Raw genomic sequence first — 19623 nt, forward strand, 5'->3', positions numbered from 1 at the left:
ATCCGACGGGGCCACGTGACGACCGTTGCGTGTCAGGCGAACTCGGCGATGAGGTCGGGGCTGACCTCCGCCAGCACGGCATACGCCATCTCGACGGGGACGTCGACGACGTCGTAGTGCTGGGCTCCGCCAGCCGTGGTGGCGACGAGCGTCGCGACGCCGACGCGTCGCTGGAAGAAGGACTGCTCGACCTTCCAACCGATGATGCCGTCGCGGTCGAGGACGACGCGCTGCCGGTCGAGCGAGCCGTGTCGCGTCACGAGGTGGTCGGGGGTCACGCTGTGCCCCAGCGCGCGGTAACGGTCGCGGCCCAGGGCGACGGCACCGACGAGCAGGAGCGGTACGAGGACGAGCAGTGAGCCGTGCCAGCCCCAGAGCAGCCGGGCCACGACGAGGAGTGCCGCCACGATCACCGCCGGCACGACGGCGCGCGTGAGCCGACGGCGCCGGGCTGCGGGGCCGTGTGGCGTGAGCGGCCCTGAGACCGCGGTCTCGTCGGGGCGGATGCGGAGCGCGAGGGGCGTCACGACGCCGGACGGTGCGGGCGGGCACAGCCAGTCGGAGCCGCCCTGCTCGCGGAGCAGCCCCGAGGTGACGACCTTGAGCCGGCTGGCACCGGCGAGACGGAGCCCGAGAGGCTCGTCGAGCCGGATGCCACGCACCCGGGCAGCGTCGATGCTCGTCTCCCGGTTCGTCAGCAGGCCACGGCGCGTGTGCAGGGTGCCGAGCCGGTTGCGGGTCAGTCGGAAGCCCCAGAAGGTCAGCACGTAGGCGCCGACCGCGAGGAGCGACACGACACCGAGCAGGAGCAGCACGTCGACCCACCAGGCCAGCCGCGAGACGAAGGTGGCGCCGTCGCGGAAGACCGACCGCTCCTGCGAGAAGCGCGAGAAGCCCTGCGACGCGAAGCCGACGATCGCCGCGGCGCTGGCGAGCCCCGTCACGGTGAGCGGCGCGTAGCGGATCCATGACGGGTCGAGGCGCACGAGCACCTCGTCGTCGACGGGCGGTGGTGCGTCGTCGGGCACGTCGTCGAGGGTCAGCGGCGCGCCCGTCGGAGCGGGCAGACCTGTGACGGCCGGGTCGACGCGGTGCAGCAGCTCGGCCCGCAGGCGCCGAGCTGCATCGACGCCCAGCGAGTCGAGGACGAGTCGGTCGTGCTGGCCGCCGGCCGTCGAGATCTCGACCTTCGCCAGACCGAGGACGCGGTGGTAGACCCGCGCCGTCAGGTCGATGGTGCGCACCTTGTCGAGCCGCGCCGTCGTCGTCTGCTTCGTGAAGAGTCCGCGCCGCAGCTCGATCTGGCCGTCGGCGATGCGGTAGCGGGTCGTGACCCACCGCAGCACGCCGAACGCGATGATGAGCGGAACGGCATACAGCTCCCACCGGTCGTTGTCCTCGGATCCGGCGCGGAAGACGACGAGCGCGAGCAGCGCGGGCAGGAAGCGGATCAGCGTCTCGAGCGGGTGGACGAGGAGCATCCGGGCGTCGAGTCGGCGCCAGCCCTCCGCGTCCTCGGTCACGTCGCGTCGCCCGTCTCGGCCACGGCCGCTGCCGTCAGGGCGTCGACGAGCTCGTGGGCGACCGACAGGTCGAGACCGTGGATGGTGACGGGCCCCGCAGCCGATGCCGTCGTGATCGTGACGGCGGCCAGGCCGAGCAGCTGGGCGACCGGGCCGCGTTCGAGGTCGACGGTCTGCACGCGGCCGAGCGGTGCGATGCGACGCTCCTGCCACAGCCAGCCGCTCTGCGTGTAGATCGCGTGGGGTGTCGCCTCCCAGCGGTGCACGCGGTAGCGCCACTGCGGCATCGCGACGGCGTACGCGGCGCCGACGACGAGCCACACGGCGCCGACGACCCAGTGCGGGGTGCGTGACGGGGCGTCGTCGACGAGCCACCAGACGACCTGACCCGCGAGCAGGAGCGCGACGACGACGAGGGCCTGCAGCGTCCACATGAGAACGGCACGGCGCGAGACCCGGTGGGCGGGTTCGCGGAGCACGGCGCCGGGGGCGACGGGCACGTCGAGGGGTTCCACGGCCCCACGGTGCCACACCGGTGCCGGCGGGCGGCACCCGACCGAGGTATGCCGTCCTGGCGACCTACGTCGGGTCGTGCCGTCCGCCCGGGGTCAGGCCGCGAGCGCCTCACGGGCCGAGCCCTCGCGCGCCTGGACGAGCCGCGCGTAGCGTCCGCCGCGGGCCATCAGGTCGTCGTGGTCGCCGAGCTCGGCGACCCGACCGTGGTCGAGCACGGCGATCTGCTCGGCGTCGCGGATCGTCGACAGGCGGTGCGCGATGGTCAGGGTCGTGCGGCCGGCCATGAGGCGGTCGATCGCGGCCTGCAGCTCGCGTTCGGTCTCGTTGTCGAGCGCGCTCGTCGCCTCGTCGAGCACGAGGACGCGGGGGTTGCGCAGGAGGGTGCGGGCGATCGCGAGGCGCTGCTTCTCGCCTCCGGAGAAGCGGTGGCCGCGGGCACCGACGACGGTGTCGAGGCCGTCGGGAAGGCTCGCCACGAGCGGTGCGACCTGTGCCGCGGCGAGGGCCTGCCACAGCTCGTCGTCGCTGGCGCTGCGGGCTGCGAGCAGGAGGTTGTCACGGATCGAGGCGTGCACGAGGTACGTGTCCTGCGAGACGACGCCGACGATCCGGGCGAGGTCCGCAGGGTCGAGGTCGCGCAGGTCGACGCCGTCGATCGTCACCCGGCCGGACTGTGGGTCGTGCAGCCGCGCGAGGAGACCGGCGAGGCTCGACTTGCCCGAGCCGGTCTCGCCGACGAGGGCCAGCGTCGTGCCTGCGGGCACGTGGAGCGTGACGTCGGAGACGGCATACGCCCTCTCGGTGGGGGAGGAGGAGGCGTCGTGGCTGAAGGTGACGCCCTCGAAACGCACCTCGCCGCGCAGCCGGTCGTGCTCCACCGCAACGGGATCGGCGGGAGGTGCCACCTCGACCGGCAGGTCGAGGTAGCCGAAGATGCGACTGAAGAGTGCCATCGACGTGACCCACTGGGCCCCGACGTCGAGCAGTCCCATGAGCGGTCGGAAGATGCCGGCCTGCAGCGTCGTGAAGGCGATGAGCGTGCCGATGGTCATGCCGCCGGAGGTCGCGGGCAGGCCGGCGGCGAGGTAGATGAGTGCGGGGATGGCCGCGAAGATGATCTGCATCGTCGCCATCCGCCAGCGGCCGGCGAGCTGCGAGCGCAGCTCGAGGTCGATGAGGTCGGTGGACGTCTCGGCGAAGCGGTCGGCCGTGGCCTCCCCGGCGCCGAGCGTCTTGACGAGGGTGGCGCCACTGACGGTGAGGCCCTCCTCGACCTGGCTGTGCAGGTCGGCGAGACGGCGCTGGCGCTGGGCGGTGATGTCACGGCGCAGCAGGGCGACCTTGCGCGTCATGAGGACGGCCGGCGGGATGACGAGCAGGGAGAGCAACGAGAGGCGCGGGCTCAGCGCCACCATGGCGATGGCCGTCGCGACGGCGGTCGTGAGGTTGCTCGCGATCGACGTCGCCGTCGACGTGATGACCGACTGCATGCCGCTGATGTCGTGGGTGAGGCGCGACTGCACCTCACCGCTGCGCGTGCGGGTGAAGAAGGCGACGGACTGGCGCTGCAGGTGACGGAAGACGTCGGTGCGCAGCCCGTGCATGACCCGCTGGCCGACGGAGGTCGTGAGCCACGTCTGGACGACGCCGAGCAGCTGGCTCACGACGGTGACGGCGAGCATGCCGCCGACGGCCCAGAGCAGGAGGCGGACGTCCTGGTGGGGGAGGGCGTCGTCGATGACGGCGCGCAGCAGGAAGGGCTGGGCCATCGAGACGACCGAGATCGCCACGATGATCGCCGTGACGACGGCGACGGTGCGGGCGTGGGGGCGGAAGAGGCCGGCGACCCGTCGGAGGGAGACGGGGGACTCGGCGAGCTGGGCGCGGTCCTGCGGGTCGATCTTCTCGGGCTGGCGGCCGCCGCGGTGGGTCGGCCGGAGGGTGGTGGGGGTGTCGGTCATGCGGTCACTCCATCTGTGGACTCCGGTTCATGATGCTGAGGTTACCTCACTATGAGGTCAATCTACAAGCCAGGCCGTATGCTGCTCCTCATGCGTGACGCCGACGAGCTCTCTCTCGACGAGCTGCTCATGGGTGCCGCGCGGGCGCTGCGGCGGCGTTGGGCCAGTGGGCTCGGGTCCGACCTGTCGCCGCACGACGCCCGCGCGCTGCGCGTCATCGGCCACCACGGCCCGACCCGTCTCGGTGTCGTCGCCGACCACCTGCGCATCGCGCCCCGCTCGGCCACCGACGTCGTCGACCGGCTCGAGTCGCGCGGCCTCGTCCACCGCAGCCCCGACCCCGACGACCGCCGCGCCATGACGGTGGCCCTCACCGCGGTGGGGGAGTCGGTCCTCGCCGAGGTCGACGAGGCCAGGCGCGAGGGCGCGGCCGACTTCTTCGGGTCGCTGACCGAGCGCGAACGCACCTCGCTCGCGGCCCTCCTCGCGCGACTCGACCCCCGAGAGCCGTGAGGTCGAAATGTCCCCTGACATACACTTCCTTGCCGGCGACCGACGGCACGTGAGGCCGGGGCGAGCGCCGGCGAGGAGCTGCTGGGTGGTTGACGTGAACGGGCTCGTCATGGTCGAGGGACGCCCGGGGTCGGGCCGTGCCGCGATCGCCGAGGACATCGTCGGATGGCTGGCCGGCGAGCAGGTCGCCGTCGAGCACCGGTCCGAGGGGCAGGCCGACCACCCCGTCGACGTCGACCGGGTCGTCGTGCTCGACACCGCGCAGCTCCTCGCGCTGGCGGCCGAGTCGACCGAGACGTCCGGGGCCCTGCTCGGCGCCGCCGAGCAGCACGGTGACGCCTGGGTCCTGCGCCCCGCGTCGCAGGCGGCCCTGCCGGAACCGCTGCGCGACCGCGTCCGGGAGGTCGCGAGCCGGGCGCGGGTCCCCGCCGACCTCACTGCCTCCCTCGTCTCCGACGCCTGGGCCCGCTTCGGGGCGAACGGGCCCCGTGGCGTCCACGTCTGGGAGTCCGCCCTGCTGCGGTCGCCCGACGTCTCCCTCGTGCGCCGGCTCGTCGACGCCGTGCGCGCGCACCGACCGGTCGTCGTCTATCTCGACGACGACCGCGAGATCGGGTCGAGCCGGCAGGGCCAGCGGCGCGAGCTCGACCTCGTCGTCGTCGCCGGCCTCGACGTCCCGACGCTCGTCGTGCCGGTCGGTGACGGACGCCGGGACGACCACGCGGCGGCGGTGCGCGACTTCGTCGCCGACCACCTCGGCCTTGCCGTCCGGGGCGACTCGCAGCAGGTCGCCTGACCATGCCCCTTCACGCGGTCGAGGGCCTGCTCGACGCCACCTCCGACACGGAGGTCCGGCGTGAGTGGGCGGCCCTGGCCGCGGCGGGACTGCCGAGCCAGTCGCAGCACCAGGGCGCGACGAACGCGCCGCACATCACCCTGGCGCTGGCCGGGGTCGTCCCCGACTACGTCGAGGCCCGGGTCGCCCGCGTCCTCGAGACGATGCGGCCCGTGCCGATCCGCCTGGGGTCGCTCCTCGTCATGGGGTCGCGCCGCTACGTCCTCGCGCGGCTCGTCGTGCCCACGCCCGAGCTGCTCGACCTCCAGCGGACGCTGGCCGCCGCCATGGTCGGGGTGCCCGACGTGCCCGACCAGGTGCGCCCGGGCCGCTGGACCCCGCACGTCACCATCGCCCGCGGGCTCGGCTCGCGCCAGGTCGGGGAGGCGCTCGCCGTCCTCGGCCGCGCCCGACCCCTCGACGGCACGATCGAGTCGGTCCGACGCTGGGACCCCGAGGCCGACCGCGCGTGGCAGGTCGGCGGCATACCTACGATGGGCGCATGAGCCTCGAACTCGGCCTCGACACGTTCGGCGACATCGCCAACGGGCCCGACGGCGCCCCGCTCCACCCCGCCACGGTGATCAGGGAGGTCCTGGCCGAGGGTGAGCTCGCCGACCGGCTCGGACTCGACTTCTTCGGCGTCGGCGAGCACCACCGCGACGACTACGCCGTGAGCGCCCCGGACGTGCTGCTCGCCGGCCTCGCGGGGCGCACCGAGCACATCCGGCTCGGCACGTCGGTGACGGTCCTCTCCAGCGACGACCCGATCCGCGTCTTCCAGCGCTTCTCCACCGTCGACGCGATCAGCCGCGGCCGGGCCGAGATCACTGTCGGCAGAGGCTCGTTCATCGAGTCGTTCCCGCTCTTCGGTCTCGACCTCGGCGACTACGAGACGCTCTTCGAGGAGAAGCTCGACCTGCTCGCGGCCGTCGTGGCCGAGCAGCCGGTCCGGTGGGAGGGCTCGATCCGCCCGCCCGTCCAGGTCGAGAAGGTCATGCCCGCGACGGAGTCCGGCCACCTGCCCGTGTGGGTCGGCGTCGGCGGCACCCCGCAGTCGGTCGTCCGCGCCGCGCACTACGGCTTCCCCGTCGTCATCGCCATCATCGGCGGCTCCGCCCGCCAGTTCGCACCGCTCGCCGACCTCTACCGGCGCGCGCTGTCCGAGATGGGCCGGCCCGAGCTGCCGATCGGGGTGCACTCGCCCGGCTACGTCGCCGCCACCGACGAGCAGGCGCGGGACGACTTCATGCCGCACTTCCTGCCCTACATGAACAAGCTCGGCCGCGAGCGTCGCTGGGCGCCCATGGGCAAGGAGCAGGCCCTCCAGCAGCTCGGCCCCGAGGGGGCCGTCTACTGCGGGTCGCCCGACACCGTGGCCGCCAAGATCGTCGACACCGTCCGCGTGCTCGGCCTCTCCCGCTTCCAGCTGAAGTACTCGTTCGGCACGCTCCCGCACGACCAGCGGATGGAGTGCATCCGCCTCTACGCCGAGGAGGTCGTGCCGCGCGTCCGTGCGCAGCTCGACGAGGACTGACGTGCGGATCCTCCTGCTGGGCATGGGATCCCGTGGCGACGTCCAGCCGCTCGTCGCGCTCGGGCAGCGCCTCCGGCGGATGGGGTATGCCGTGTCGCTGGCCGCGCCGGCCGACCTCGGTCACGTCGTGGCGGGCAGCGGCGTCGACTTCGAGCCGTTGTCGTTCGACCTCGAGGGGCCGCTCCGGGAGGGGCTCGGGCGTGACGCACTGCGCGGGTCGGCGAGGACGCAGGTGCGCGAGGCCCGGCTCATGCGGCAGGTCATGGCCGACACCGCCTCGGCCCTGGCCGCGGACGTCGAGCGGCTCGTCGACGGTGCTGACGCCGTGGTGTCGGGGGCGCTGACCTTCGACCTCGTCGACGCGCTGCTCACGCCTGACGGCCGAGGCGGCCGTCCGACCAAGCCGCACGTCTACACCGTCTTCGCGCCGGTCTGGCCGTGCGCGCACGGTGACTCGGTGGCACTGGCCCTGCGCCCACGCGCGACGTCGTGGGTCAACGACGCGTGGAGCACCCTCGCCGGCCGGGTCGCGCTCGATCTCTTCCGTCCGGCCGGTGACCTCGTCCGTGCGCGACGAGGCCTGCCACGTCAGCGGTTCCGGCACTACACGGCGGCTGCGGAGCGCACGCCGACGCTGCTCGCCGCGAGCCGGCACGTGGTCCCGCCGGCCGCGGACTGGCCCCGGGCGTTGCGGCAGACCGGGTACTGGTTCGGCGACCACGTCGGCAGTGGGTCGCTGGCCCCGGCGCTCGAGTCCTTCCTCGACGACGGGCCCGCCCCGGTCTTTGTCGGATTCGGCTCGATGCCGACGCCCGACCCGGAGGGCGTCGTGCGCGAGGCGGGCCGCGTGCTCGCCCGCCTCGGGCTGCGTGGTGTCGTCAGCGAGGGTCTCGCGGGGCTGTCGGTCAGCACGACCGCGACGACGATCGGGACCGGTCCCGCACCGCACGACCTGCTCTTTCCACGGTGCGCCGTCGTCGTGCACCACGGGGGCGCCGGCACGACCGCCGCTGCGGTGCGGGCCGGGGTGCCTCAGGTCGTCGTGCCGCACGCCGCCGACCAGCCCTACTGGGGTCGACGGATGGCCGACCTCGGGGTGGCCGCACCGCCGATCGCCCGCAAGGACCTGACCGCGGCCCGGCTCGAGCGGGCGCTCGAGGTGGCGCTGTCCCCGGGAGCCCGCTCGGCGGCATACGCCCTCGGTGAGCGCGTCCGGGCCGAGGACGGCGCCGGCGACGCAGCCCGTCTCGTCGACACGTACCTCAGGGGCGCGCTCAGCTCGCGGCGTCGAGAAGGAAGGTGCGCATCGGGCCCTTGCTCTTGACGAGGATCGTCCCGCGCGGGCGGACCGTGAACTCCGGGCCGAGTGCCGCGGCGACGCGCTCGGTGACGTGGATCTGTCCCGGCAGCCCGTGGGACTCCATCCGGCTGGCCGTGTTGACGGTGTCGCCCCAGAGGTCGTAGATGAACTTCCGTCGCCCGATGACTCCCGCGACGGCGGGCCCGGTGTCGACGCCGATGCGCACGGCGAGCCACTCACAGCCCGGCTCCCGCGCGATCGACGCGATCTCCTCGCGCATCGCGAGCGCCACCCGGGCCACCGCCTGGACGTGGTCGGGGCGCCGCTCCGGCAGGCCACCCGCGACCATGTAGGCGTCGCCGATCGTCTTGATCTTCTCGATGCCCTGCGCGTCGGCCTCTCGGTCGAAGGCGGAGAAGATGCGGTCGAGCAGCGCGACGAGGTCGTCGGCGGGCATGACCTGGGTGCGCTCGGTGAAGCCGACGAGGTCGGCGAAGAGGACGGTGACGGCCTCGTAGTGCTCCGCGATGGTGCCGGGGCCGCGCTTGAGCCGTTCGGCGATCGGGCCGGGCAGGACGTTGAGGAGCAGGCGCTCGGACCTCGCCTGCTCGGCCTCGAGGGCGATGCGGGCCCGCTCGCGCTGCTCCACGAAGTAGCCGAGCATCGCGTAGGCGCTGACGGTCACCCCCATGACGTTGAGCACGAAGAAGGTGACGACGAACCCGGTGGGAAGGTCCGCGGGGTGCTGCGACAGCCGCGGGTCGAGCAGCGCCAACGTCACGAGCGCGACGAAGAAGGCCACGAGCCACCCGACCGAGCGCCGGACGCCGAGCAGCGCGAGCGCGGCGAGCGGCACGAAGATCGCCCACAGCACCATCCCGCTCGAGGCGATGAAGCCTCCGAGCGATGCCTGGAGCAGGCACGGCAGGACGAGGAAGACCACGAGCTGCGTCGTGCGGAACACGGCGAAGTCGCGGGTGCGCGAGAGGACGAGCAGCCCCACCGCGGTGATCACCTGGTACGCCGCAGGTATCGCGGCCGACAGCGGGTGGCCGTAGGCGAGGTAGGTGCCGACCCAGATGAAGGAGATCAGCGCGATGAGCACCGACGCGAAGATCAGCATGCCCTGGCGCAGACCCTCGTCCTGGGACCGTCCCGGCCGGGCGCCGATCCCGGCGAGACGCTCGACGACGCGGACGACGGCCCCACTGAGACCGGCCCGGGGAAGGGTGAGCACGTCGGATGCGCCCATCTCGCGATCGTACGGCCGAGGACCCCGCTCCCTCAGGCCATCCGAGCCGTCAGGACACACCAAGGTCGCCCGAAGCGGGCTGCGCACGCGTCGGGTGCCGACCGCGGCCCCACATCATGTGTCGCGAGGTCACGCGCCCGGCGGTCTAGATCGTGGCTGCGAGCTCGGTGCCCTGGCGGATGGCGCGCTTGGCGTCGAGCTCGGCCGCGACGTCGGCGCCGCCGATGACGTGGACCTTCATGCCGGCGGCCGCGAGCGCGGGACCGAGCGTGTTGACGGACTCCTGGCCGGTGCAGAGCACGATGGTGTCGACGGCGATGACCTGCGGGTCGGAGTGGTCCTCGCCGCGGGTGATGTGCAGCCCCTCGTCGTCGATGCGCTCGTAGTTGACGCCGACGTGGTGGTGGACTCCCTTGGCCTTCAGGGCCGCCCGGTGCACCCAGCCGGTCGTCTTGCCGAGACCCCTGCCGATGGAGGTGGCCTTGCGCTGGAGCAGGTGCACCTCGCGCGGCGACGGCGACGGGTGCGGCTCGACGAGACCACCTCGGGAGCTGTCGGGCGCGCCGACGCCCCACTCGGCCATCCACTGCTCGATCGTCATCGGCGACTCGACGTGGGTGAGGAACTCGCTGACGTCGACGCCGATGCCGCCCGCGCCCATGACGGCCACGCGCTGTCCCAGCGGTGCCTCGCCGCGGACGGCGGCGGCGTACGTCACGACCGTCGGGTGGTCGACGCCCGGGACGTCGGGGACGCGCGGCTCCACGCCGGTGGCGACGACGACCTCGTCGAAGTCGGTGAGGTCCTCGACGTCGGCGCGGCGACCGAGGTGCACCTTGACGCCGCCGAGCTCGAGGCGCCTGCGGTAGTAGCGGATCGTCTCGGCGAACTCCTCCTTGCCGGGGATCCGCATGGCGATGGCGAACTGGCCGCCGAGGTCGTCGGCCGCCTCGAAGAGCTCGACCCGGTGACCGCGCTCGGTCAGGGCGACGGCGGTCGCGAGCCCGGCCGGGCCGGCTCCGACGACCGCGACGTGCTTGGTCCGGCGGCTCGGGGCGAGCACGAGGGACGTCTCGCGCACGGCGCGCGGGTTGACGAGGCAGGTCGCCGTCTTCTTCGCGAAGGTGTGGTCGAGGCAGGCCTGGTTGCAGGCGATGCACGTGTTGATCTCGTCGGCGCGGTCGCCCGCGGCCTTGGCGACCCAGTCCGGGTCGGCGAGGAAGGGGCGTGCCATCGACACGAGGTCGGCGCTGCCGTCGGCGATGACGCGCTCGGCGAGGTCGGGCATCGAGATGCGGTTGGACGTGACGACGGGGACGGTGACCTCGGGGCGCAGCTTCGCGGTGACGCGGGTGAAGGCCCCGCGCGGCACCGACGTGACGATCGTGGGGACGCGAGCCTCGTGCCAGCCGATGCCGGTGTTGATGATCGTCGCGCCAGCCGCCTCGACCTCGTGGGCCAGGGCGACCACCTCGTCCCACGACTGCCCGTCCGGCACGAGGTCGAGCATCGAGAGGCGGTAGACGATGACGAAGTCGGGCCCGGCGGCCTCCCGGACCGCGCGCACGACCTCGACAGGCAGGCGGCGCCGGTTCTCGGGGGAGCCGCCCCACGCGTCGGTGCGCTGGTTGGTGCGCGGCGCGAGGAACTGGTTGAGCAGGTAGCCCTCCGAGCCCATGATCTCCACGCCGTCGTAGCCGGCCTCGCGCGCCAGCCGGGCGCAGCGGGCGTATGCCTCGACGGTGTGGCGGATGCCGCGAGCCGTGAGGGCACGGGGTGCGAACGGGGAGATGGGGGACTTGAGCGCCGACGCCGACACGGCGAGCGGGTGGTAGGCGTAGCGGCCCGCGTGGAGGATCTGGAGGGCGATCGAGCCGCCCTCGCGGTGCACGGCGTTCGTGATGACCCGGTGACGGCGGGCCTGACGGCTCGTGACGAGGACGGAGCCACCCGGATAGAGGGCGCCGGCGAGGTTGGGCGCGAAGCCGCCGGTGACGATGAGGCCGACGCCGCCGCGGGCGCGCTCGGCGTAGTAGGCCGCGAGCCGGTCGAAGTCCTTGGCGCGGTCCTCGAGGCCGGTGTGCATCGAGCCCATGACGACGCGGTTGCGCAGCGTCGTGAAGCCGAGGTCGAGGGGTTCGAGCAGGTGGGGGTATGCCGTCGTCACCCGCCCGAGGGTAGCCGCTGGTTACCGTCGGGTAGCCGATCGCGCGGCCTGCGTCACAGTGGGTGAGAATGGCGAGGTGAGCGATCTCGAGCACCTGGACGTCCTCGTCGTGGGAGCCGGCCTGTCCGGCATCGGCGCCGGCTACCGCCTGTCGACGATGAGCCCGTCGCGCTCGTGGGCGATCCTCGAGGCCAGGGACTCGCTCGGCGGCACGTGGGACCTCTTCCGCTACCCCGGCGTCCGGTCCGACTCGGACATGATGACGCTCGGCTTCCCGTTCGAGCCGTGGACCGACCCCGACGCCATCGCCGACGGTCCGAAGATCCTCGACTACCTGCGCCGGACGGCCGAGAAGCACGGGATGGCGGAGCGGATCCGGCTGGGCCACCGGGTCGTCGCGGCCGACTGGTCGAGCGAGGACTCGCGCTGGACGGTCACGGTCGAGCGCAGGGGTGGGGAGCGGGGCGGCGAGCGCGAGCAGCTCACGTGCGGTTTCCTCTACCTCTGCAGCGGCTACTACGACTACGACCGGCCCCACGACCCGCAGCTGCCCGGCATCGCCTCGTTCGAGGGTGAGGTCGCGCACCCGCAGTTCTGGCCGGACGACCTCGACGTGTCCGGGCGGAAGGTCGTCGTCATCGGGTCAGGCGCCACGGCCGTGACGCTCGTGCCCTCGCTCGCCGAGGCCGGCGCCGACGTGACGATGCTCCAGCGGACGCCGACGTGGATCGCGTCCCTGCCCCGCCGCGACCGTGCCCGAGACGTGCTCCAGAAGGTGCTCCCGACGAAGGCAGCGGGGACGGCTGCCCGCTACAAGAACGTCCTCGGGACCATGGGCGTCTACGAGCTGAGCCGTCGGCGCCCTGCGGTGATGAGGTCGTTGCTGTCCAAGGGGGCGGCCAGGTCGCTCGGCTCGACCGAGCTCGTCAGCGACCACTTCACGCCGACCTACGACCCGTGGGACCAGCGCCTCTGCGTCGTCCCCGATGGCGACCTCTTCGACGCAGTGCGCAACGGACGAGCCCACGTCGTCACCGACACGATCGAGACCTTCGTGCCACACGGCATACGGCTGCACTCGGGACGCGTGCTCGACGCCGACGTCGTCGTGACGGCGACAGGGCTGCGCATCAAGATCGCCGGAGGCATCGCGATCACCGTCGACGGGCAGGCCCGCCCCACAGGGGATCTCACGGTCTATCGCGGCCTGATGTTCGCCGACGTGCCCAATCTCGCCGTCTGCGTCGGCTACGTCAACGCGTCGTGGACGCTGCGGGCCGACCTCGCGAGCCGTTACGTGTGCCGGCTGCTCAACCACATGGAGCACCACGCCTGGCGGAGCGCGACGCCGCGGGCACCGGAAGGGATGGCAGGACAGCCGTTGCTGCCGCTCGCGTCGGGCTACGTGCAGCGGGCGGCACACGACCTGCCCCAGCAGGGCGACGGCGCGCCGTGGCTGATGCGCCAGAACTACCTGCTCGACCGACGCGACATGCTGGGCAGTGACGTCACCGAGGCGATGTCCTTCGCCCGCTGAGAGTCGGTGAGCGACAGGCGAACTCGCTGTCCACAGGCGCGTCTGATCCCTTGACCCGGAATCGAACACTTGTTCTAATTGAGGTGTTGGGGATGTGGGGAGTCGAATCCGGAGGAGGTCACTGTGACGCCTTTTCTCACGACGTCGCGCCTGGGGACCTCACTGCTCGACTCACTCGACTCACTCGACTCGTCGTACACCAAGGCGCATCTCCAGATCGACCTGACGATCGAGGGTGACCGCATCCTTCGCGAGATCGAGGCGCTCGAGGTCGAGAAGGCGCAGGTCGAGTCGGACCTGCTCGACGCCTATGCCGCCCTGCACACGGTCGAGGCCCAGCAGATCGCCACGGCCTCGGTCCATGTCTCGACCGACCGGATCGTCGCGGACGAGATCGCCCTCGCGACCGGCGTCGGTGCGGGCGAGGTCGCGCGGCGGCTCTCCCTCGCCACCGCTCCGCGGCGCCACCGGCTCGTGCGCCAGGCCCTGCGCGACGGCTCGACGTCCCTGCACCGTGCCCTTCAGGTCGTCTCGGAGACCGGCCCGCTGCCCGACGACGACGTCGAGTCCGTCGAGCGTTCAGTGCTCGCGCCGAGTCGCGACGGCCAGGTGGTGCCCCAACGCGCCTTCATGACGCGGCTGCGTCGCGCCGTGGCCTCCGTCGACCACCGCGGCTCCGCCGAGCGTCACGAGCATGCCAAGAGCCGACGAGGTGTCTTCGGCCGCTTGACGGAGGACGGCATGGGCTGCCTGACCCTCGTGGCCACCGGTGACGTCGTCGCCGCCGTACTCGACCGGCTCGACTCCGCAGCCCGTGCCCGCCGCAGCGCCGGTGACCCACGGTCGCTCGACCAGCTCCGGTGCGACCTCGCCGGCCGTGCGCTCCTCGACGGTCCGCTCGAGGACGGCCGCCCGCCGGTCGGCCCCGACGCCCCAGCGACGGCGTGGCTCGTCGTGCCCTTCGAGGTGGCGACCGGCGAGTCCGACGCTGCGTGCGAGCTCCCCGGGCACGGGTGGGTCACCGCGCGGCACGCCCGCGACATCATGACGCGACCCGGATCCGTCTGGCGCACCCTGCCCGTCGACATCCGCACCGGCCGCGCGCTCGGTGCACCCACCGACTCCTACCGGCCGACGCGCGAGATGGTCGATCACGTCCGGGCCGTCGACGGCGTGTGTCGTGGCCCAGGCTGTGAGGTGCTCGCCGGCCGCTGCGACCTCGACCACGAGGTCCCGTGGCCGCAGGGCCCGACCGCAGTGGGCAACCTCCACGCCAAGGACCGCTTCCACCACAACGTCAAGACGGCCGGGATCTGGACGTCCGAGCCGGTCGACGACCATGGGCTCGCATGGACCACGACGACCGGACGCCGCTACGTCACGGGGTCCAAGGACTGGCGCGCGAGCCTGCACCAGAGCGGCCCGGCGCCCGATCCCGACACCGACCCGGACCCGCCGCCCTTCTGACCTCGTCATCCGGAGGGGCGCTTCGGGTACGTCTACCGTCGAAGGAAGTCACCAGTGAGACCTGCGCCGTCGGGGTGCGCAGGCTCTGGAGACGCGAAGCGGACGGGCAGATCGCATGGATGGTCAGGCGCAGCCGCTCAGCGGTCCAGCCAGCAGCGCGCTCGACAGCGTCCTCGGCTCCCTCCTGTCGAGTGCCGGGCAGGGCGACGAGGCGGCCTTCTCGAGGCTCTACGACCTCGCGGCCTCCCGCGTCTTCGGCCTCGTCCGCCGCGTCGTCCGTGACCCCGATAATGCCGAGCACGTCAGCGGGGAGGTCTTCGTCGAGGTCTGGCATACAGCGGCCCGCTACCGGTCCGGCAGTGGCGCGCTCGCCTGGGTGCTCGCGGTCGCGCATCGCCGGGCCGTGGCCCACGTCCGCTCCACGCGGCATCCGCTCACGCCGAGCCGACCCCTGGCAGCGGCCACGGCGGAGGCGTCCCGCCACGAGGCGCTGACCCTGAGCTACTTCGACGCGTACGCCGTCACGGACGTCGCCCGAGCCCTCGGCGTCTCCGTCGACGTGGCCCACCAGCACCTCCGTGCCGCCTTGGCGACCCTGCAGCCGGGACCGGCTGCCGCCTGATCGCGTGTCGAGGGTTGTGTCTGGTGGCGGCCGACCGGGTACGGGCCTCGCATGAGCGAATCGAACACACCTTCGACCGACGACGTCATCGGCGCCACCACCCCCGCGACCGCCGGAACCCCCGGCGACTCGACGGTCAAGGACCCCGAGGACTGGGTGACGGGCGACGAGGCGATGACCGGCGCCCAGCGCAGCTACCTCGAGACCCTGGCCCGTGAGGCCGGAGAGACGTTGCCCGGCGACCTCACCAAGGCCCAGGCATCCGAGCACATCGACCGCCTGCAGTCCGTGACGGGCCGCGGAGTCACCGAGGGACGCACCGAGGGCCACGGCAGCGAGGTCTGACCGGACCGTGTCGCGTCAGGCGATCTCGAGGCGGTCCGAGACGAGACCGTCCGCGGCCAGTTCCCGAAGCCGCGTGACGGCGCGCTCACGGACCGCCCACGGGTCGATGGTGTTGACGTAGATCTTCGTGCCGCCCTCGAAGCCGGCCAGCGTCGACACCCGCCACTTGAGCACCACGCGGAGCGGCACGGGAAGGTCGAGCGACGGCGGACCGTGGTGCCATTCCTCGTTGGTCGGCACATCGGCGCCGGTTGCGGCGTGGCACGCGTGCACGAGGTCGGAGAAATCGCGCACCTCGTCGTCCGAGAGCTCCCACGGCCGGCACGCCGTGTTCGACGTGTAGACGACGAGCGACGGGTACTGGTGCCCGATCCCGGCGAAGGCCAGGGCCGTGGGCGTGCGAGCCACGACGAGCCCCTGCGTCTCGGCGTACTGCGGCCCCCAGCGCGCGAAGAGGTCCGGCTCGGCCCGCAGTCGCTCCGTCTCCCGCTCGAGGTCCACGCCCGGCTCGTCGATGGCGACGAGCTGCTTGTGCAGGTGGTCGAACGACGCGCCTGCCGGTCGCAGCCAGTTCTGGAACGCCGAGACGTAGCCCGCGTGCGGGTTGCTCCGGTAGAGATCGCGCATGCCGGCGATCGTGAATCGCGTGTACTGCCAGTGCTCCTCGGGTGTCAGGGTCCCGGCGCTCGCATTCTGGGTGTCGTCCGTCGCGCCGTCGACGAAGTGTCGACGCGAGACGACGACCTGGTGGTTGCCGGCGAAGAGCCCCACGGCCTCGCGCTCGAGGTCGTCCTCGTCGAGCGGCTCGGCATCCGCGCCCGACGCACCGCGCGAACGCATCCGGATGCGCGCCAGTGCGGTCACGTGTGCACGCCCCGCGGGCGTCGAGAGGTATGCCGTCCGGTGCGCGAGCGACTCGGGCGTCGGCTCGTAGCCGTGGGCGAGGTGCCAGTAGTCGTAGCTGAGGATCTCGAAGAGGTTCGGGAAGAGCCGCAGCTCCGGCACCGTGTCGTCGAGCTGCTCGGCGAGGAGCCCGCGCACCTCGCGCCACGACGACCCGTCCCGGACGACCCGGGCGATCTCGGGGGTCGTCTCGGTCATCCGGCCCCAGCAGAAGGCGCAGTGGCGCTCGTCATCGGCCGGGTCGAGGGGCTTCGGTTCGGGCCGGGCGATGCCGAGAGGACGGGACGCGCGCCCCGGCAGCGTCCACACCTTCGTGCCGGTGAAGGGGTTGACCTGCTTGATGGTCCCGTCGGGCAGTCGCGTCAGCGGCTCGATCACCCTGCCAGCCTAGGTCTGACGGGTCGGCTAGCGTCGGGACGTGCCCGACGACGCTGCCGCCGCTGCCCTCACCGACGCCCCCTACCGCGACCCGTCGCTCTCCGTGGAGGAGCGCCTCGACGACCTCCTCGGTCGGATGACGCTGCCGGAGAAGGTCGGCCAGATGCTCCAGCTCGACGCGCGCGGCGACCTGACCGACATCGTCCACACGAAGCTGGCCGGCTCGATCCTGCACACCTCCCCGGACGACCTGCCCCGCGCCATCGAGCTCGCGGCCCGCACGCGTCTCGGCATCCCGCTCCTCACCGCCGACGACTGCATCCACGGCCACTCCTTCTGGCCGGGTGCGACGATCTTCCCGACCCAGCTCGGGATGGCCTGCTCGTGGGACCCCGACCTCGTCGAGCGGGCGGCACGCGTCACGGCGGTCGAGGTGTCGGCGACCGGCATCCACTGGACCTTCTCGCCCGTCCTCTGCATCACCCGCGACCTGCGCTGGGGCCGGGTCGGTGAGACCTTCGGCGAGGACCCGCACCTCATCGGTGAGCTCGGCGCGGCCATGATCCGGGGCTACCAGGGCGACGGTCTCACGGACCCGACGGCCGTCCTCGCGTGCGCCAAGCACTTCGCCGGCTACTCCGAGACCCAGGGCGGCCGCGACGCGAGCGAGGCCGACCTCAGCCGGCGCAAGCTGACGTCGTGGTTCCTGCCGCCGTTCGAGCGGGCCGTCCAGGAGGGCTGCCGCACGTTCATGCTCGGCTACCAGGCGATCGACGGCGTGCCCGTCACGGCGAACGCCTGGCTCCTCGACGAGGTGCTCAAGGGGAAGTGGGGCTTCACCGGGACCCTCGTCACCGACTGGGACAACGTCGGCCGGATGGTCTGGGAGCAGAAGGTCTGCGCCGACGACGTCGAGGCCGCGACGGTCGCGGTCCGCGCCGGCAACGACCTCGTCATGACGACCCCGGCCTTCTTCGAGGCCGCCCAGGAGGCCGTCTCCCGTGGCCTGCTCGACGAGCGCGCCATCGACGAGGCCGCCCGCCGGGTGCTGCGCGTCAAGCTCGAGCTCGGACTCTTCGAGAACCCGCGGCCGCCGGACGCCGAGCGCCAGCGCCTCGTCATCGGCTCGGCCGAGCACGCCGCCCTCAACCTCGACGTCGCCCGCCGCTCGCTCGTTCTCCTCACCAACGACGGCACGCTCCCGTATGCCGTCGCGGACGTCCCGCGCACCGTGGCCGTCCTCGGGCCGAACGCCGACGACCCCCAGGCGAACCTCGGCGACTGGGCCGGGGCCTCCGGGCAGGTCGACTGGATGCCCGACGGGCACCCGCGCGAGACGGTCGAGACCGTGCTCGACGGCTTCCGCGCCGTCGTCCCGTCGACCTGGACCGTCGCTCACGCTCGAGGCGCCGAGATCGAGACCCTCGTGCCCGACCCCGAGGGGCCGCTCTTCCCCGACGGGCAGCCCCGTCCGCCGGTCTCCGCCCCAGCGGCCGTCGACCCGGTCCAGGTCGCCGAGGCAGTGGCGGCAGCACGCGCCGCCGACCTCGCCGTCGTCGTGCTCGGTGACACGATCGCCCTGACGGGAGAAGGCTGCTCGACGGCGACCCTCGACCTGCAGGGAGGTCAGGTCGCCCTGCTCGACGCCCTTGTCGACCAGCTCGACGGCACCGGCATCCCCGTCGTCGTCGTGCTGCTCCACTCCAAGCCCAGCGTCCTGCCACCCAGCGCCCTGCGGGCAGCCGCTGTCATCGAGGCGTTCAGTCCCGGCATGCGCGGCGGCCGTGCCATCGCCGAGCTCGTCCTCGGCCTCATCGAGCCCGCCGGGCGCCTGCCCGTCTCGATCCCGCGGCACGTCGGACAGCAGCCGACCTACTACAACCAGGTGCGTGGCCAGCACGGCCACCGCTACGCCGATCTCACCCAGGAGCCGCAGTTCGTCTTCGGGGAGGGCCTGACCTACACGACCGTCGAGTGGTCACACCTCACCCTCGAGACGAGTGACCTCTCGCCCGATGACGCCGTGGTCGCCGAGGTCACGCTGACCAACAGGGGCGAGCGGACGGCATACGAGGTCGTGCAGGCCTACGTGACCGACGTCGTCACGAGCGTCACGTGGGCAGCCAAGGAGCTCAAGGCGTTCCGCCGTGTCACCGTCCCGCCCGGTGAGTCGGTCGTGGCCCGCATCGAGGTCCCGGCCGCGGCCTGCTCCATCGTCGACGCGGCCGGCCGCCGTGTCGTCGAGTCGGGGGAGTTCGAGCTGCACGTCGGGTCGAGCTCGCGCGACACCGACCTGCTCCGGGCACGCTTCACGATCACGGAGCAGCGGAGCCCGGCCCCCGAGGGGTCAGGGCGGCCAACGGGATGACGCGCCCGGCGGCCTTGGCCTCGTAGCCGCCGAAGAACGGCGCGACCTCGAGCAGGCGATGCCACAGGCGGTCGCGCTCGGCGCCGCGGGCGACCTCGACGTCCACCTCGATCCGCTCGTCGCCGACCTCGATGACGGCCGTGTCGGCGTGACGGAGGTTGCGGAACCACTGGGGCTCCGTCGCCGCGCCGCCCGCGCTGCCGCAGACGACGTAGGCGCCGCCGTCGCGGAAGTAGCCGACCGGGCTGGTCCGCAGCGTGCCGGACGACCGACCGGCCACGGTGAGCAGGAGGATCGGCATCCCGCGGACGGAGCGGAGGAACCCGACGTCGAAGCGACGGTAGAGCGCCACGTGCGCCGCGTTGCCCGCGCGCATCATCCGGTTGGCCACGCCCATGA

General features: G+C 72.6%; 17 protein-coding genes. 10 read left to right on the forward strand and 7 right to left on the reverse strand.

Going from position 1 to position 19623, the window contains the following annotated elements; all coding sequences use genetic code 11:
• Nucleotides 1–32 precede the first annotated feature (32 nt).
• The 3 genes from H283_RS0103145 to H283_RS0103155 form a co-directional block, all read right to left on the reverse strand.
• Entirely contained in the window at nt 33–1523 is a 1491-nt protein-coding gene (locus H283_RS0103145) for a PH domain-containing protein (protein WP_020142065.1), read from the reverse strand.
• A complete protein-coding gene (locus H283_RS0103150) occupies nt 1520–2038 on the reverse strand; it encodes a PH domain-containing protein (protein WP_020142066.1) in 519 nt (172 codons plus the stop codon). Before H283_RS0103150 ends, H283_RS0103145 begins: the two co-directional genes overlap by 4 nt.
• A 93-nt stretch (nt 2039–2131) precedes the next feature.
• Entirely contained in the window at nt 2132–4000 is a 1869-nt protein-coding gene (locus H283_RS0103155; RefSeq protein WP_020142067.1) for an ABC transporter ATP-binding protein, read from the reverse strand.
• A 90-nt stretch (nt 4001–4090) separates the two neighbouring features.
• On the opposite strand from H283_RS0103155, the gene H283_RS0103160 reads away from it, so the two are divergent.
• The 5 genes from H283_RS0103160 (at nt 4091) to H283_RS23875 (ending at nt 8209) form a co-directional block, all read left to right on the forward strand.
• Nucleotides 4091–4513 carry a MarR family winged helix-turn-helix transcriptional regulator gene (locus H283_RS0103160; protein WP_196805893.1) on the forward strand — a complete coding sequence of 141 codons (423 nt, stop codon included), beginning with the start codon at nt 4091–4093 and terminating at the stop codon, nt 4511–4513.
• Nucleotides 4514–4598: 85 nt separating this feature from the next.
• Nucleotides 4599–5309, forward strand: a complete 711-nt coding sequence (locus tag H283_RS0103165; protein ID WP_156022937.1) for a hypothetical protein — start codon at nt 4599–4601, stop codon at nt 5307–5309.
• Nucleotides 5310–5311: 2 nt separating this feature from the next.
• Nucleotides 5312–5854, forward strand: coding sequence for a 2'-5' RNA ligase family protein (locus H283_RS0103170; RefSeq protein WP_020142070.1), 543 nt, complete (start codon nt 5312–5314; stop codon nt 5852–5854).
• Nucleotides 5851–6885: an LLM class flavin-dependent oxidoreductase gene (locus tag H283_RS0103175; protein ID WP_020142071.1), complete on the forward strand. Its 1035-nt coding sequence runs from the start codon at nt 5851–5853 to the stop codon at nt 6883–6885. The genes H283_RS0103170 and H283_RS0103175 overlap by 4 nt, the downstream gene beginning before the upstream one ends.
• Before the next feature lies 1 nt (nt 6886).
• A complete protein-coding gene (locus tag H283_RS23875; protein WP_051103519.1) occupies nt 6887–8209 on the forward strand; it encodes a glycosyltransferase in 1323 nt (440 codons plus the stop codon).
• Here the strand turns inward: H283_RS23875 and H283_RS23880 are convergent.
• Complete coding sequence (locus tag H283_RS23880; protein WP_020142073.1) at nt 8160–9437, reverse strand: adenylate/guanylate cyclase domain-containing protein; 1278 nt, start codon at nt 9435–9437, stop codon at nt 8160–8162. The genes H283_RS23875 and H283_RS23880 overlap by 50 nt on opposite strands.
• Before the next feature lie 145 nt (nt 9438–9582).
• Nucleotides 9583–11604 carry an NADPH-dependent 2,4-dienoyl-CoA reductase gene (locus H283_RS0103190; RefSeq protein ID WP_020142074.1) on the reverse strand — a complete coding sequence of 674 codons (2022 nt, stop codon included), beginning with the start codon at nt 11602–11604 and terminating at the stop codon, nt 9583–9585.
• Between the two features lie 76 nt (nt 11605–11680).
• Here H283_RS0103190 and H283_RS23885 point away from each other — a divergent pair, with 76 nt between their 5' ends.
• The 4 genes from H283_RS23885 (at nt 11681) to H283_RS0103210 (ending at nt 15575) form a co-directional block, all read left to right on the forward strand.
• Nucleotides 11681–13141, forward strand: coding sequence for an NAD(P)/FAD-dependent oxidoreductase (locus H283_RS23885; protein ID WP_020142075.1), 1461 nt, complete (start codon nt 11681–11683; stop codon nt 13139–13141).
• Nucleotides 13142–13264: 123 nt separating this feature from the next.
• Complete coding sequence (locus tag H283_RS0103200) at nt 13265–14608, forward strand: HNH endonuclease signature motif containing protein (protein WP_020142076.1); 1344 nt, start codon at nt 13265–13267, stop codon at nt 14606–14608.
• Nucleotides 14609–14723: 115 nt separating this feature from the next.
• Nucleotides 14724–15230, forward strand: coding sequence for a sigma factor (locus H283_RS26450; protein WP_020142077.1), 507 nt, complete (start codon nt 14724–14726; stop codon nt 15228–15230).
• Nucleotides 15231–15281: 51 nt separating this feature from the next.
• The gene (locus H283_RS0103210) at nt 15282–15575 is read left to right on the forward strand and encodes a DUF3072 domain-containing protein (protein ID WP_020142078.1); all 294 of its coding nucleotides are present in this window, start codon (nt 15282–15284) and stop codon (nt 15573–15575) included.
• A gap of 15 nt (nt 15576–15590) precedes the next feature.
• Here the strand turns inward: H283_RS0103210 and H283_RS0103215 are convergent, their stop codons facing one another.
• Nucleotides 15591–16856: a DUF4921 family protein gene (locus H283_RS0103215; protein WP_020142079.1), complete on the reverse strand. Its 1266-nt coding sequence runs from the start codon at nt 16854–16856 to the stop codon at nt 15591–15593.
• 40 nt (nt 16857–16896) lie between these two features.
• Between H283_RS0103215 and H283_RS0103220 the strand changes: the two genes are divergently transcribed.
• Nucleotides 16897–19224 carry a glycoside hydrolase family 3 N-terminal domain-containing protein gene (locus tag H283_RS0103220; protein ID WP_020142080.1) on the forward strand — a complete coding sequence of 776 codons (2328 nt, stop codon included), beginning with the start codon at nt 16897–16899 and terminating at the stop codon, nt 19222–19224.
• Here H283_RS0103220 and H283_RS23895 read toward each other — a convergent pair.
• Nucleotides 19172–19621, reverse strand: a complete 450-nt coding sequence (locus tag H283_RS23895) for a nitroreductase/quinone reductase family protein (RefSeq protein WP_020142081.1) — start codon at nt 19619–19621, stop codon at nt 19172–19174. The genes H283_RS0103220 and H283_RS23895 overlap by 53 nt on opposite strands.
• Nucleotides 19622–19623 lie beyond the last annotated feature (2 nt).

The sequence above is a fragment of the Terracoccus sp. 273MFTsu3.1 genome, assembly GCF_000383675.1.
GTDB lineage: Bacteria > Actinomycetota > Actinomycetes > Actinomycetales > Dermatophilaceae > Terrabacter.

Coding starts and splice junctions, on each gene's coding strand:
- H283_RS23880 (WP_020142073.1), bottom strand. CDS start 9,437: ATGGGCGCATCCGACGTGCTCACCCTTCCCCGGGCCGGTCTCAGTGGG.
- H283_RS0103170 (WP_020142070.1), top strand. CDS start 5,312: ATGCCCCTTCACGCGGTCGAGGGCCTGCTCGACGCCACCTCCGACACG.
- H283_RS23895 (WP_020142081.1), bottom strand. CDS start 19,621: ATGGGCGTGGCCAACCGGATGATGCGCGCGGGCAACGCGGCGCACGTG.
- H283_RS0103160 (WP_196805893.1), top strand. CDS start 4,091: ATGCGTGACGCCGACGAGCTCTCTCTCGACGAGCTGCTCATGGGTGCC.
- H283_RS0103155 (WP_020142067.1), bottom strand. CDS start 4,000: ATGACCGACACCCCCACCACCCTCCGGCCGACCCACCGCGGCGGCCGC.
- H283_RS0103210 (WP_020142078.1), top strand. CDS start 15,282: ATGAGCGAATCGAACACACCTTCGACCGACGACGTCATCGGCGCCACC.
- H283_RS0103175 (WP_020142071.1), top strand. CDS start 5,851: ATGAGCCTCGAACTCGGCCTCGACACGTTCGGCGACATCGCCAACGGG.
- H283_RS26450 (WP_020142077.1), top strand. CDS start 14,724: ATGGATGGTCAGGCGCAGCCGCTCAGCGGTCCAGCCAGCAGCGCGCTC.